The 12,491-nt window shown below is 44.6% G+C and carries 12 protein-coding genes; 3 read left to right on the top strand and 9 right to left on the bottom strand.

Annotation, left to right across the window (positions count from 1 at the left end):
* Window positions 1-6: 6 nt before the first annotated feature.
* The 8 genes from FHS45_RS12105 to FHS45_RS12070 all read right to left on the bottom strand — a co-directional run bounded on the left by FHS45_RS12105 (window position 7) and on the right by FHS45_RS12070 (window position 9,082).
* A complete protein-coding gene (locus tag FHS45_RS12105) occupies window positions 7-660 on the bottom strand; it encodes a superoxide dismutase family protein (protein WP_062443164.1) in 654 nt (217 codons plus the stop codon).
* A gap of 274 nt (window positions 661-934) precedes the next feature.
* Entirely contained in the window at window positions 935-1,900 is a 966-nt protein-coding gene (locus tag FHS45_RS12100) for an NERD domain-containing protein (RefSeq protein ID WP_082411964.1), read from the bottom strand.
* A 235-nt stretch (window positions 1,901-2,135) separates the two neighbouring features.
* Window positions 2,136-3,158: a hypothetical protein gene (locus FHS45_RS12095; RefSeq protein ID WP_062443171.1), complete on the bottom strand. Its 1,023-nt coding sequence runs from the start codon at window positions 3,156-3,158 to the stop codon at window positions 2,136-2,138.
* 56 nt (window positions 3,159-3,214) lie between these two features.
* Window positions 3,215-4,150, bottom strand: coding sequence for a hypothetical protein (locus tag FHS45_RS12090; protein ID WP_062443176.1), 936 nt, complete (start codon window positions 4,148-4,150; stop codon window positions 3,215-3,217).
* A 124-nt stretch (window positions 4,151-4,274) separates the two neighbouring features.
* Window positions 4,275-5,492: a dicarboxylate/amino acid:cation symporter gene (locus FHS45_RS12085; protein WP_062443181.1), complete on the bottom strand. Its 1,218-nt coding sequence runs from the start codon at window positions 5,490-5,492 to the stop codon at window positions 4,275-4,277.
* A gap of 115 nt (window positions 5,493-5,607) precedes the next feature.
* The gene (locus tag FHS45_RS12080) at window positions 5,608-7,014 is read right to left on the bottom strand and encodes a LysM peptidoglycan-binding domain-containing protein (RefSeq protein ID WP_062443184.1); all 1,407 of its coding nucleotides are present in this window, start codon (window positions 7,012-7,014) and stop codon (window positions 5,608-5,610) included.
* 116 nt (window positions 7,015-7,130) lie between these two features.
* On the bottom strand, window positions 7,131-7,430 hold the full coding sequence (locus FHS45_RS12075; RefSeq protein ID WP_062443188.1) for a 2Fe-2S iron-sulfur cluster-binding protein: 300 nt from the start codon (window positions 7,428-7,430) through the stop codon (window positions 7,131-7,133).
* Window positions 7,427-9,082, bottom strand: a complete 1,656-nt coding sequence (locus tag FHS45_RS12070) for an FAD-binding protein (RefSeq protein WP_062443191.1) — start codon at window positions 9,080-9,082, stop codon at window positions 7,427-7,429. The genes FHS45_RS12075 and FHS45_RS12070 overlap by 4 nt, the downstream gene beginning before the upstream one ends.
* 192 nt (window positions 9,083-9,274) lie before the next feature.
* Between FHS45_RS12070 and FHS45_RS12065 the strand changes: the two genes are divergently transcribed.
* Complete coding sequence (locus tag FHS45_RS12065) at window positions 9,275-9,454, top strand: small acid-soluble spore protein H (RefSeq protein ID WP_062443195.1); 180 nt, start codon at window positions 9,275-9,277, stop codon at window positions 9,452-9,454.
* A gap of 40 nt (window positions 9,455-9,494) precedes the next feature.
* Here the strand turns inward: FHS45_RS12065 and FHS45_RS12060 are convergent, their stop codons facing one another.
* Window positions 9,495-9,746: a hypothetical protein gene (locus tag FHS45_RS12060; RefSeq protein WP_062443199.1), complete on the bottom strand. Its 252-nt coding sequence runs from the start codon at window positions 9,744-9,746 to the stop codon at window positions 9,495-9,497.
* Window positions 9,747-9,958: 212 nt separating this feature from the next.
* Between FHS45_RS12060 and dcuS the strand changes: the two genes are divergently transcribed.
* Both dcuS and FHS45_RS12050 read left to right on the top strand, forming a co-directional pair.
* Complete coding sequence (dcuS, locus tag FHS45_RS12055) at window positions 9,959-11,569, top strand: DcuS/MalK family sensor histidine kinase (RefSeq protein WP_082411966.1); 1,611 nt, start codon at window positions 9,959-9,961, stop codon at window positions 11,567-11,569.
* A complete protein-coding gene (locus tag FHS45_RS12050) occupies window positions 11,562-12,278 on the top strand; it encodes a response regulator (RefSeq protein WP_062443205.1) in 717 nt (238 codons plus the stop codon). The genes dcuS and FHS45_RS12050 overlap by 8 nt, the downstream gene beginning before the upstream one ends.
* The last annotated feature ends 213 nt before the right edge of the window (window positions 12,279-12,491 follow it).

The raw sequence follows: 12,491 nt of genomic DNA, 5'->3' as shown, positions 1-12,491 counted from the left end.
TTTTCTTTATTCAAGCAAGCCATCATTGATTTCTCCGCAGGCAATTCGTATCCCAGCATCACCAGATGGCTGGGATTCATTATCGTCAGGCTCCGCATGAATGACTAATGCTGTTCCTTCTTCTTTCAATAACGAGTTATCTTCCCCTTTTTTCATGGTTACATTTTCGGCCAATATTTCCTCTTGTACGGACTCGTCATCACCTACATTGATGTTCGGAAGGTCGCCGGCATGTGGTCCATCCTCACTATTGGTGCCATGACTCACGCCTTCCGGGTTAAAGTGACCCCCGGCAGATTCAAATTCAGGCGGCTCACAGGTTCCGGTTTCATGAATGTGGAAACCATGTTCATCAGGTGGAAGTTCAGACGCATCCAGGCTGATCAGCACACCGTCTTCCTGCTGTTTCAGCTTGGCGGAACCAATATTCTCATCATCGGGATTTTTCAAATCAACCGTAACCTCCTGGGTTTCGGCACTATCCTCTCCATTGCTCTCGCTGTCTTCATTTTCCTGATTTTCTTCACTGTTCTGATCTTCGTTATTCTCTTCGGTGGTCTCCTGATTTTCCGTATCTTCACTGCTTTCATCGTTGCCGCCACAAGCAGCAAGTACGGCGATCATCATTACGGTAATCGCAAGCAACATCCAGCGCTTCATCGGCACATCGCTCCTTTTTTGTAAAAATTTCATGCTATGTACCTTTTTACGAAATAAGGAGCTGGTAAACGTGATCGATGCAAAATTGGACTTTCATCCTAATGGAAGTGTGCAAGAAGTCGGGGGAAGGTGCTACTTTTTCCCGAATGGGTGAAGGGGTATGAAATACCGCCCTAACTTCAAGGTATACTGACTTAACGCGGGAATATACCGCCCTGTCTCAAAAATATAACGCCCTATCTCAAATACATACCTCCCTAACGCGGCAGTATTCTTACTTAACTAAATCCAACCTATATTTTCTTCCTCTCGTTGCTCCATTATTGTGGGGACAATGATCGGATAATAGCGTTCTCGCCACTTTTTCTGATGATAAACAGGAGAATGCGCGGAATTCGGGATTAGAAATTTCATCGCCCATAAGTAGTTGGTAATCCCGTAATGTATCGAGATGAGCATCCTCTGATTTGTGACCACAGCTGGAGCAAAACCAATGTGCACGCTTTCGCTCCATTCTAAATTTTTCACATTTTGGGCAACGGATTCCTTTGATCAAGTCAGCAGGAGTTAATTCAAACCGTTGCAAAAGTGATGCCGTAAATGGAGTGTTTGCTTTGTGAAGCGTTTCCGCAGCTAGTTTGATTAGATCGGAATCCCAAACAGGAGGACTGCTCCGGCTGTGCAATTTTTCCACCTCTGAAAAAAGCAGCTTCGGCCGAATGATTCGGCGTTTGTACTGCTGGGTGTCCCGGCCATGCGTCTTAATGGTTGTATTCGGATTGGCTATGAGAATGAAGGAATGAATTGGGATGTCAGGGAATTGGGCTGTTTGCAGCCAGCGGGTCAATTGAAGTGTCTGGTGCTCGACTTGTAAGAACGGGTCAGGAAATATATCCTGTTTTTCCTGGTAAGTACGGAATAACTGATGATGTTCCAAGTCGAAAATCAGTTTTCCTCGTAAATTTTTCACTTCCATGATAAGTATGAACGAGGTCGTTATTATGAGGGCATCAATTTGAAAATGCCGGATGCCATCAAACAGGCGAAGATCCTGTAACACGTGGTAACGATTGCGGGGAAGGTATTGAAGATAAACGTCGGCCGTCGTTTCGCCGAAATGGCCGGCGGAATGCCTGAGCAAATGTGATTCCACCTCGCTCCATTTCTTATGACTGGGAGGGAGACGACGCAGCAAGGCTTCTAATTGTAAATGCTCGATTGTTTTTGATCTTATTTTCAATCATCTATCACTCCTTTTTAAAACATTCTTTACTTTATTCGCTATCGTTTCGGAAAATCCTCTATTATCTAGCCGTTTTCTGACTCAACGGGGATACATAACGCCCTGTCTCAAAAGTATACCGCCCTATCTCAATAACATACCGACTTAACGAATCCATATACTGACTTAACGCACATATATTCTTCCCTAACGCTAAAAAAAGAAGCCGGGGAATCCCCGGCTCACATGATGATTATTCTTCTCTAGCTTCTACAGAAACAGTCTCCGTTTCTTCATCTTCTTCTGTTTCGTCTTCTTCTTCTACTGCTTCTTCAGTTTCTTCGTCTACTTCCACTTCTTCATCAGTATCTTCATCAGTTTCCACAGACTCTTCCTCTACAGCTTCCTCTTCTACTGCTACAGCAAGGACTGCAGAATTTTCAGATGCATTCTCTTTTGCTGTTGAACTTGCGTTTAAAGATGCTTGAGCGTTTACTTTGTTTTCTTCTGCTTTGTTTACTTCTTGTTCTTCATCTGCTGCTTCATCTTCTTCTGTTGCTTCTTCACTTTCTTCATCTGTTGCCGCTTCTTCGGTGGAATCCTCTTCCGTTGCTGTTTCTTCTTCCTTTGCTTCTTCCTCTGCAGCGTCTTCCTCAACGGTGGATTCTTCTTCAGCTTCCTCTTCTTGTGTCACATCTTCGTCTACTTCCCCTGCTAGAACCGCGGAATTTTCAGATGCGTTTTCTTTTGCTGTTTCACTTGCATGTGCTGATGCTTGGGCGTTCGCTTTGTTTTCTTGGGCTTTGTTTACTTTTTCTTGTTCTTCGTCTGCTGCTTCATCTTCATTTTCTTCCGTTGCTTCTTCACTTTCTTCGTCTACTTCCACTTCTTCTGCAGACTCTTCTTCGGCAGCTGTTTCTTCTGTACCTTCTTCGGTTGTCACTTCAGCTTCTCCAGCCAGTACCGCGGAGTTTTCAGATGCGTTCTCTTTTGCTGTCTCGCTTGCATTCACGGAAGCTTGAGCGTTTGCTTTGTTTTGCTGAGATTTATTTACTTTTTCTTTGGCCTGAACCGTTTTTTCTTCTTCGTCAGCTTTTACAGAAACTTCTGCTTTTCCTTTTGCTTCTGCTTTTTTCTCAGCTGCTTCTTGTTTTTCTACCACTTTTACTGATTTTTCTGCATTGGAAGATGCCGCGTCTGTGGACTGGACGCCAACGAATGCTCCGATTGTCAATGTTCCTGCAAAAACTAGAGATTTAACCCATGTGTTTTTCATGTTTGAATCGCTCCTTAATTTTTATTAGTCATGTAGTTTCTATCCTCTTATAAAAATTAAGAAGCGGTTTTCGGTGGTTCCGCTGGCGGTGCATTCACCCATTGATCTGTGAGAAAATCAGATCGCATACCGATTGTTTGGGAATGGGCAGCAACAAGCAGGAACGAATCTGGCAGATTTCCTTTAATAAAAGAAAAAGCAGTTTTGCCGCCAAGGTCGCCTCCGCCCGAAGATACTGGTGATGGGAACGAAGCTGGCTTGGTCATATGTATCTGAGCGATTGGTTTTTTCCTCGGCTCTGGTTGTGGTGCAGACTGTTCTTGTCCCTGTTTATTGCGTTCCTGATCGTCCGCTGGAACAGGAGCCTTCGAATCCCCTTGATCAGCTGCTGAAGGCTCAACTTTTACTTTCGTTGGCTCGGCTTCAGCTTCTACTGGCTGCAAATCCTTTTTTCCATCAGCCTGCTTATCTTTAGAGCTCTTTGGGGTATTTGTCTTTGTAGCTGGCTCTTCATTTTTGGCTGAGCTCTTTTCTACCGGTCGGTTTGACCTCCCCTTATTTTCATGCGGATTATCGGTAACCGCTTTTTTAACGGTTTCTTTTTTCTGGGCTGCCTCCTGTTTCACCTTATCTCCAGTTTCAGAGGCTTTTTCATTCGCCTGTGGCGGAAGGGGTTTGTCAGCAGCATCCTCCGCATGTTTGTCCTTTTTATCTTGCTTATTAATATTACCTGTCGTCTCCTTGCCATGACTGGAAGCTGTTTCAGCAGTATCAGAGGCTTGGCTCACCTTCTCTGCTGCTTGCTTTTTGGCGGCCTGAGAAGTTTCTCCACCTTTCTCTGCAGCCTCTACAGCGACAGGGTTTGATGTTTCTTCATCAGCCTGTGGCGATGCCTGTTCAAGGGTATTTCCGTTATTCGCAAACGTATCGGCTGGAAGGAAAAATACCGCAAGTACCATTAGACATACATATAACAATGGTCTTGTGCGCATACATTCACCTCCTTTCCTCTATTTACAAACATTCCTGATTTTCGTTATTTTTTCGTCCGTTTTCTGAAAATTGTGGTAGGATTTGGCGAAATTAAGCAAAAAAAAGACCGGAAGCACCGGTCTTTTAACTTTCTTCTTTTTCGGTCTTACTGATGATCGAAGTTCCAGCAAGGTCACCGGTTACGTTCAATGCTGTCGCTCCCATGCCTACAAGGGCATCGACTGATGTGAGTAAGGCGACGACTTCCATCGGCAGTCCGACTTGCGTAAACACGGTAGCAATCATGACAATTCCGGCACCTGGAACTCCAGCTGTCCCGATTGAGGCAAGTGTACCAACAATGACGATAGCCAGCATTTCTCCGAGCCCAAGTTCAGTCCCGGTATAGTTGGCAGCGAATACAGCAGAAACGGCAATCCGAATCGCAGCGCCATCCATGTTGACGGTTGCCCCGAGCGGCAAGCTGAAACCGTATAAGCTTTTCGAAATACCGAGGTTGTTAGCGGCATTCAATGTCAGCGGCAATGTTCCAGAGCTGCTTTGAGTGACAAAAGCGGTTATCAGCGGTGTCCGTGCCTGCGAAAAGAATTTTCCTGGACTTACTTTAAACAGCAGCATCAGTACAATATAAATAACAATTTGTACGATGATCGCTATATAGAGCACACCAATCATGTTCCCGAGGGATAAAATTGTGTTCATCCCCTGATTGCCGACCGTTTGGGCGATGATGGCAAAAATACCGATAGGAACGTACTGCAAAATCACATGCATGATTTTGAAGGTAGCTTCATTCAGTCCATCGGCCATTTTATAAACGTGCTCCCCGAGAGCCCCATGCTCTGTCGATCCTCTCAATGCGGAAATCGCGATTCCGAATGCGATAGCGGTGAAAATGATGCCGAGCAGATTCATTTCATTAAACGCTGTTACGATATTTTCCGGTACGATATTGAGAAGGACGCTTGCTACTCCTGGATGTTCTCCTGCATCGACTGTCTGATCGGTCTGCTGTGTAACTCCTTCGCCGGGATTCATGATACCAGCAACAGTCAAGCCGACAATCAGTGCAAGAGCAGAAGTGGCAACGTAGTAAAGGAATACTTTTCCACCCATCCTGCTCAGGTTAGCCAGGCGCGTCTGGTTCACACCTACAATTAAAGTAAATAAAATCAAAGGAATGATGATGAATTGCAATAACCGGAGCAACAAATCACCAAATGGTGCTAACACGCTTGTGTCTTCGCCAAAAATAAACCCTGTGATAATACCAAGAATAAGAGCAATCGTTATTTTTACAATCAGCGATACATCTCTATAACGCTTCCAAAGTGCTTTAATATCAATACCTCCTCACTTGTAATAACCTATTTTACTGATCGGAATTTTTATAATAACTTACTAAAACAGGGGGTAAAAGTCAAAACAAAGGACTTATTTCCTGCAGGAATTTACTTTAAGAATGAGGAGACCATTGCAAAGAGGTAATTGATTCACCTGCGATTAACCGAACCGGCACCGGACGTAAAGAATCTACCACCCACATCTCAGTGGCTATCCCCTCCCCGTTACACCCTGACAGATAGGCGATTTTCCTACTGTCCGGTGACCATGTGACAGGAGTAGCAAAGCAATCCGAAATTGCTCTGGTGCGATCGTTTTCCCCTTGCCTGCCTGTTGTGTTCACTAATGAAAAATACCCGACATCTTCAAAAGCAGTGGCACTGTATGCGATTGCTGAGGAATCCGGAGACCATACAGGAAAATAATTTTTCGCAAGGGGGCCTCCTCTCACTTCAAACACACGACCAGTCGAAAGTTCGATCGTATAAATAATTGAAATACTGACCCCAGGAGTTGTATAGAGAACATAAGTATTGTCAGGAGACAGGCGAACATTGTTGTAAGTACTACCGGTATTTTGGGTGATTTGCCGCTTATTGGTCCCATCTGCCTCTATCGTGAATAGCTGACTGATCCCAGAAGAATCAGGTGCTTGAAAAAGCAATGTTTTCCCATTTGAAAACCATTGGACATCCGTCGCTCCCGGCTGGTTGAGGCGCTGGACTTGATGAGTAATGATGTTGTACAAGATAATTTCATTCGGTTTGGCATACGCAACTATCCTGCTGTCCGGTGACCAGCTTAAAAAAACGCCCAGCCCGTTTGGAAACTGATCGATAGAAGCTAGTAAATTTTCCGCGATATGAATCACATAAAGGATTCCTCTATTTCCTATAAAAGCGATTCGACTGCTGTCAGGTGACCAAAAAGGGGTGGCAGTGGGTGAACCTGCACCACTAGTAAGCTGTCTTCGGCTGCCATCAGCAGGGTCATACAACCATAAATCATAATCCCCGCCACGATTGGATGAATAAGCAATCATCCCTTGGTCTCCTGTTGGAGCATAGGGGACAATCAGTCGCATGCCTGGATAAATAACGTCAGATGGGAGCCGGTTTACTGACTGGATAAGCTGCCAATGAACACTTCCCTTCGTAGTTACATTGTAGCGTCTTGCGATATGAAACAGGGTATCTCCTGGCTGCACGACATAGTAAGAAACACCAGGAGGAACCTTTATTAGCTGACCAGCTTGAATCGTATATGGAGGTAAAAGCCGGTTCGTCTCAATAATGACAGACATCGGTATCCCGAAGAATTGAGCGATACTATAAACTGTATCGCCAGGGTTTATACGTACTTTATCCACGCCAGGCGGAACAGAAAGCTGCTGACCGGGGAAAATGGTGTAAGGCGATGCCAGATTATTAGCAGCTATGAGAGACTCGACAGGGAGCCTCCATCTGCCGGCAATCTGATAAAGTGTTTCTCCAGGACGTACGGTATAAAATAGCTGCATGAATTACCCCTCCAGGAAAAGCATATTCCCTAATACCTTATCGTAAGGAAAAGCAAAAAATGCCCCTTTCCCGGGCAGACATAAAAAAACCAGAGCAACCCGGTCCAAATAACTATTTATACTTCTTTTATAAGGTCCTTAATCGTTCTCCCTTTTGGAAGTGGAGCCAGATGAAGAACCCCATTTTCCCCGGGTTCAGCCATCTTCATACAGCTTAAACCGGGCTTGCCATTAATCAGCATCATGCATGTCGTACATAAACCGGTGCGACAAGAATAACGGTAGGCAAGGCTTGGATCATGATGATGATAAATGGCCTCTACTGCCTCAAGGACGGTCCTGCCAGTTTTTAAATCTATTTCATATTGGTCGGTTCTCATTTCTGAACGATCAATTTTAACAACAAGCCGACTCATACTTCCCCTTCTTCCTGTACAGTCATCTTTCCGTTTTCGACTTTCACGATTGTATGCTTCACTTCTGTCAGTTGCTCTGGAAAATTTTTATTATGATGGGCTCCTCTGCTTTCTTTCCTGGTTAAAGCAGCTTCCACAATAGCCTGGGCGGTGGTTACCATATGCACAGCTTCGATATAATCCAGGATTTCTTTCGAATAAAAATCGGGTGAACTCGTTATTTTTACCTGATCTAACTTTTCCTCGATTGCCTTTATTTCTGCTTTTGCCTGGAGGAGTTCTTTTGTGGAACGTACCACACCCACATATTTTCCCATGAGTGTTTGAACAGCTTTTTTACATGCATAGGAACGCTCTGTCCCTTGCTCGGAATTGGAAATAACGTTTATTATTTTATCTGCTTTTTTTGTTTGCAGGGGGACACCATCCGTTATAGACTTCATGCGCGCGGATTCCCTTGCAGCTGCCTTTCCAGCCCTTGCTCCGAAAACAATACACTCCGATAATGCATTGTTCCCAAGCCGGTTGCCACCATGCAAGCCGCCAGCTGATTCGCCGGCTGCATATAAGCCTGGCGTTGTGGAAGCAGCATCCCCATCAATCCATATCCCACCCATAATAAAATGGGCGGCTGGACCTGCTTCTGCAAGGTGACTGGCAAGATCTAGGCCGCGATCGAGGCATAATTGATATTCATGATGAAATTGCCGTTTCACTTCCTCTATATTTCCCGTTGCATCTACCCAAACTCCTCCACCAGGGGTGCCCAGTCCTTCTTCAACTTCAGAAGCGATTGCAATCGCTAACTTGTCACGGGTTGTGTTTTCCATTGTCTCCGGCTCATATTTATCCATAAACCGTTCCCCGTTACGATTATAGAGTTTTGCCAAATGATAAAAGCTAAGACAAAGACCGGAAAGTGATGGTGGATGGATTAAACTGACGGGGTAGAATTGGATCTGTTCCATATCTACCAGTGCAGCACCAGCCGTTAAACTTAAAGCAAACCCGTCACCTGTAGATTGTGCGGGATTGCTGGTGGTTGAATACAGCTGTCCGATTCCCCCAGTTGCAAGGATAACTGTTTTGCAGCGAATCAAATAAGACTTGTTTTCTTTCAAATCTAAAACTACAGCTCCTGCCACTCTTCCATTCGCTTTTACCAGTTCCAGCGTTATGACATCACTCCAGCGTTTGATGTTGCTGCTGTTCTTTGCCCTTTTAGTTAAAACCTGGAGGATTGCGAGGCCTGTCTTTCCTTTTTTTGAACTGATGGAACGCGGTATGGTATGGCCGGATGTTGCGGCCACCAAAATATCATTGTGTTCGTTTTTATCCAGTTTCAGCCCCCATTGAAGCAAGTCTTCCAGGCGAGCAGAGATATCCTGGACAAGTACGTCTGTAAGGACAGGACTGCTTAATCCCCTTCCGCTTTCACGGATGTCCTGCTGGTAAGCATCTAAGCTGTCTTCTCGATGACTCCAGCTCCCCAGACTGGCGATTTGAACAGCCCCTACCGTAGAACCGCTTCTGCCGATGGCTCCTTTGTCGATGACCAGAATTTGTTGACTCGACTCAGCAGCATACACACTGGCTGCCAGCCCAGCTGCTCCCGATCCTATTACCAGAATATCTGTTATTATTTCATCCATCCTCATCCCCCTCGTAACGTTGTGTTTACCTACTACTTATTTTAACGGAATGATTTCGTTTTTAAGAGCCCTTTAATAAGTATGTGCTGAGACTCCTGACCGCCTAAGATAATTTTCAACCATGAAAAGTATATCTCATCAATGGAAAACAAATAGTATGATTATTACTGATTTAGAGGAGGTGATTACGAAATGGAAGCTCAAAGAGCACAGGATATTGCTTTCTCGTCCGATATGGTGAATGTGACCTATAACGGAGAAAGTGTCTACATCGAACACGTTGACGAAACAAGTGGAACAGCTACGATTCACCCACTTAATAATCCAGAACAAAAGCAAAGCGTTCCGGTAGACAGTTTACAGGAACAATAAGAAAAGAGGACCCGCCATTTTACCTGGCGGGTCTGAGTCTTTATGATAGACCACCGCAGTTATTTCCAGATTGTCTCCTCGCTAACTCATCTCGTTCTCCACCATCGGCCAGCTCCTCAGAAAACTCTGCTCGGTCACCTGGCTGTTCATTTAAATATCTGTTTTCACCCGGAGCAAAGTTATCGTTTTGCACACTGTAGTCTTCCAAACCGGGGTGAGCCGTTTCAAGTTCTATTTCTTTATTGTCTCTTGTTTCAACTTCTAATTTCCGTTTTTTCGCCTTATCATCCATGCGATCTCATCCTTTCTAGTTTAGCTTTTGTCTTTACATGTTTATAATGGTACAAAAAGTGGTGTTTATGTATGCCTCGATATGCATGCCGTTTTCCCCACACTCAGCCATAAGTTTTGTCTCCTATCGCCCACCATATCCTTTGTTTTTCTTGCAAAGTTAACAAATAAAATAAACGTAGCCATTTCTTTACCAAATAGAGGTGACATCCATTGCCAAAACCCCGGTTCAAGTTAAGCACGATGATTATATTATTTGTCTGCATCGTCGTATTAGTATCTTTATTAATCACGGATCTTCTTATCACCAATACGACAAGCGACAACATTGAAGCACAGTTAGAAGAAAAAGCTCAAATTGTTTCCCGTACAGTCGCAGAGTCTCGGGTGGTCAAAACCGGACTGCAGGACGAAGCACAGGAAAACAATATCCAGGATTATGCAATGACGATCCAGGATGCGGCTGATGTCATGTTTGTGGTCGTCATGGATATGGACGGCATCCGGAAATCTCATCCAGAACCGGATCGGATCGGCAATCATTTTGTCGGTGGTGACGAGAAGCGCGTCCTTCAAGGAGAGACGTATACTTCCAGATCGACCGGAACGCTTGGAAAATCACTGCGTGCGTTTACGCCGATTTACAACGAAGAACAGACTCAGATTGGAGCGGTAGCTGTCGGCATCTCGCTGCAGGCAGTGGAGGCGTCCATAAAGCAGAGTCAAAAGCAGATTGTAATTGGAACGGTCATCGGCTTAATTGTCGGCATTATTGGCGCTTTCCTGCTGGCCAATTATATAAAGAAAAGCTTATTCGGTTTAGAGCCTCACGCTATTGCAAGAATTCATGAAGAAAGGAATCAAATGCTTCATTCCGTCCATGAAGGGATTATCGCCATCGACAAAGAAGCTGACATCGTGCTTGTAAACAGGTCTGCACGACGGATTTTTCAAAAAGCCGGACTGATGGATAAAGAACCCATTGGAATGAAAATCAATGAATTTTTGCCTGGAACTTTGTTGGCTGATATTCTAACCGATCTGGAGCCGGATCTTGACGAAGAGCAAGTCATCAATGGCGTATCGATCATCACCAACCGGGTTCCGATTGTCGTTAATGATGAAATTGTCGGCGCCATCGCGACATTCCGGGACAAAACAGAGGTCAATCAATTGGCCGGGCAGCTGACCGGGGTACAGATGTATGCCGATACACTCCGGGCTCAGTCCCATGAGTTCATGAACCAGCTTCATGTCCTGCTAGGCATGATCAAATTAGAAGAATACGATCAGGTTAAAGCCTTCATCAGCAAACTGGTCGATCACCAGGCACATGAGGTAGGCAATGTCACACGATCGATTAAGGATCCAGCGTTTGCCGGTTTTATCATAGGAAAAATCAGTTACGCTCGGGAAGCGCATGTTAATTTTACAATCCATAGTGAAACCACCATACCAAAACCTGATGACGCATCACTGACGCATGAGTTGATTACCATTCTTGGAAATATCATTGATAATGCCATCGAAAGTGTCAGCCATTCGGAGCAAAAAGAAGTCAGGCTAGAGCTTTCTTATATCGATGAGCTATTGACAATGACGGTAACCGATACCGGAGACGGGATAGATAAACATAAGCAAGAGGAAATTTTCCAGAAGGGAATATCCAGTAAAGAAGGACATCATCGCGGCTTTGGCCTCTATTTGGCAAAAGATAGTGTAGAGCAGCTGGAAGGATCGATTGAAGTTGACTCCAGTCCCGGACAAGGAACAACCTTTTCCATCATAATCCCATATGAATCAGGAGGTGACGGCAATGATTAAAGTACTAATTGTAGAAGATGATCCGATGGTGGCAGCACTCAACAGGCAATATGTCGAACAAGTGGAAGGCTTCACCCTCAGCGGAACGGCGGCAAACACGAATGAGGCCGTTGGCCATATGGCTCAAATCAAAATCGATTTGATACTGCTTGATGTGTATATGCCAGGGTTGAATGGTATTGATTTTCTAAGGCAGATTCGGGAGCAAAACGAGGATGTGGATGTCATTCTGATTACAGCCGCTTCGGAAATGGAGCAGATTCAGCAGTCATTACGACTCGGGGCAATCGATTATTTAATCAAGCCATTTGAGTTCGACCGCTTTCAAGAGGCACTTACACGGTACAAAAATAATTATTATAAACTCCATCATAAAAGCAGTGTCAGCCAACAGGAACTGGACCGCCTGTTCCGGAAGAAAAGTCAGCCTGCCTCCAACCAGCCGAAGCCACAGGAACTGCCAAAGGGGCTTACGAAAAATACGCTGCAGACGATTAATGAAGTAATCCTTTCCTATGTGGGGCAAGCTTTTTCCACCGAAGATATTGCAGAAGCAGCAAATATTTCACGGGTATCGATAAGAAAGTATTTAAAATTCCTGACGGACATCGGTTATTTGGAAGAAGACTTGATCTATGGCGTGGGACGCCCTATTTATCAATATCAGCTGCATGAGGACAGGCAGCACATTATTGCTTGTTATTTATAAGCTCTTGAAAAGGGAACTTCCTGATTAGAGAAGTTCCCTTTTTATTCTGTGAATGCTGGCTCAGGATTGATCACCGAAATGTTTAGTCTCCGTTTCTGTCAGCCACTTATCAATGGCTTTAGTAGGAAAGTAATATTCAGCACCAATTTTTATGTATGGTAATCCCCCTCTTTCCCGCCTTATTAAGACCGTCCAGGCAGGATTTTCGTTTGC

Source organism: Thalassobacillus devorans (assembly GCF_011761345.1).
Classification (GTDB): Bacteria; Bacillota; Bacilli; order Bacillales; family Halobacillaceae; genus Thalassobacillus; species Thalassobacillus devorans.
Note: the sequence above shows the minus strand (reverse complement) of the source record. Positions and strands in the feature narration are given on the sequence as shown.

Excerpts from the sequence above, each read along its gene's own strand:
- FHS45_RS12080 (WP_062443184.1), bottom strand. The coding sequence starts at position 7,014 with ATGCAGCTATTTTATACCGTACGTCCTGGAGAAACACTTTATCAGATT.
- FHS45_RS12090 (WP_062443176.1), bottom strand. The coding sequence starts at position 4,150 with ATGCGCACAAGACCATTGTTATATGTATGTCTAATGGTACTTGCGGTA.
- FHS45_RS12095 (WP_062443171.1), bottom strand. The coding sequence starts at position 3,158 with ATGAAAAACACATGGGTTAAATCTCTAGTTTTTGCAGGAACATTGACA.
- FHS45_RS12060 (WP_062443199.1), bottom strand. The coding sequence starts at position 9,746 with ATGGATGATAAGGCGAAAAAACGGAAATTAGAAGTTGAAACAAGAGAC.
- FHS45_RS12050 (WP_062443205.1), top strand. The coding sequence starts at position 11,562 with ATGATTAAAGTACTAATTGTAGAAGATGATCCGATGGTGGCAGCACTC.
- FHS45_RS12070 (WP_062443191.1), bottom strand. The coding sequence starts at position 9,082 with ATGGATGAAATAATAACAGATATTCTGGTAATAGGATCGGGAGCAGCT.
- FHS45_RS12075 (WP_062443188.1), bottom strand. The coding sequence starts at position 7,430 with ATGAGTCGGCTTGTTGTTAAAATTGATCGTTCAGAAATGAGAACCGAC.
- FHS45_RS12105 (WP_062443164.1), bottom strand. The coding sequence starts at position 660 with ATGAAGCGCTGGATGTTGCTTGCGATTACCGTAATGATGATCGCCGTA.
- FHS45_RS12065 (WP_062443195.1), top strand. The coding sequence starts at position 9,275 with ATGGAAGCTCAAAGAGCACAGGATATTGCTTTCTCGTCCGATATGGTG.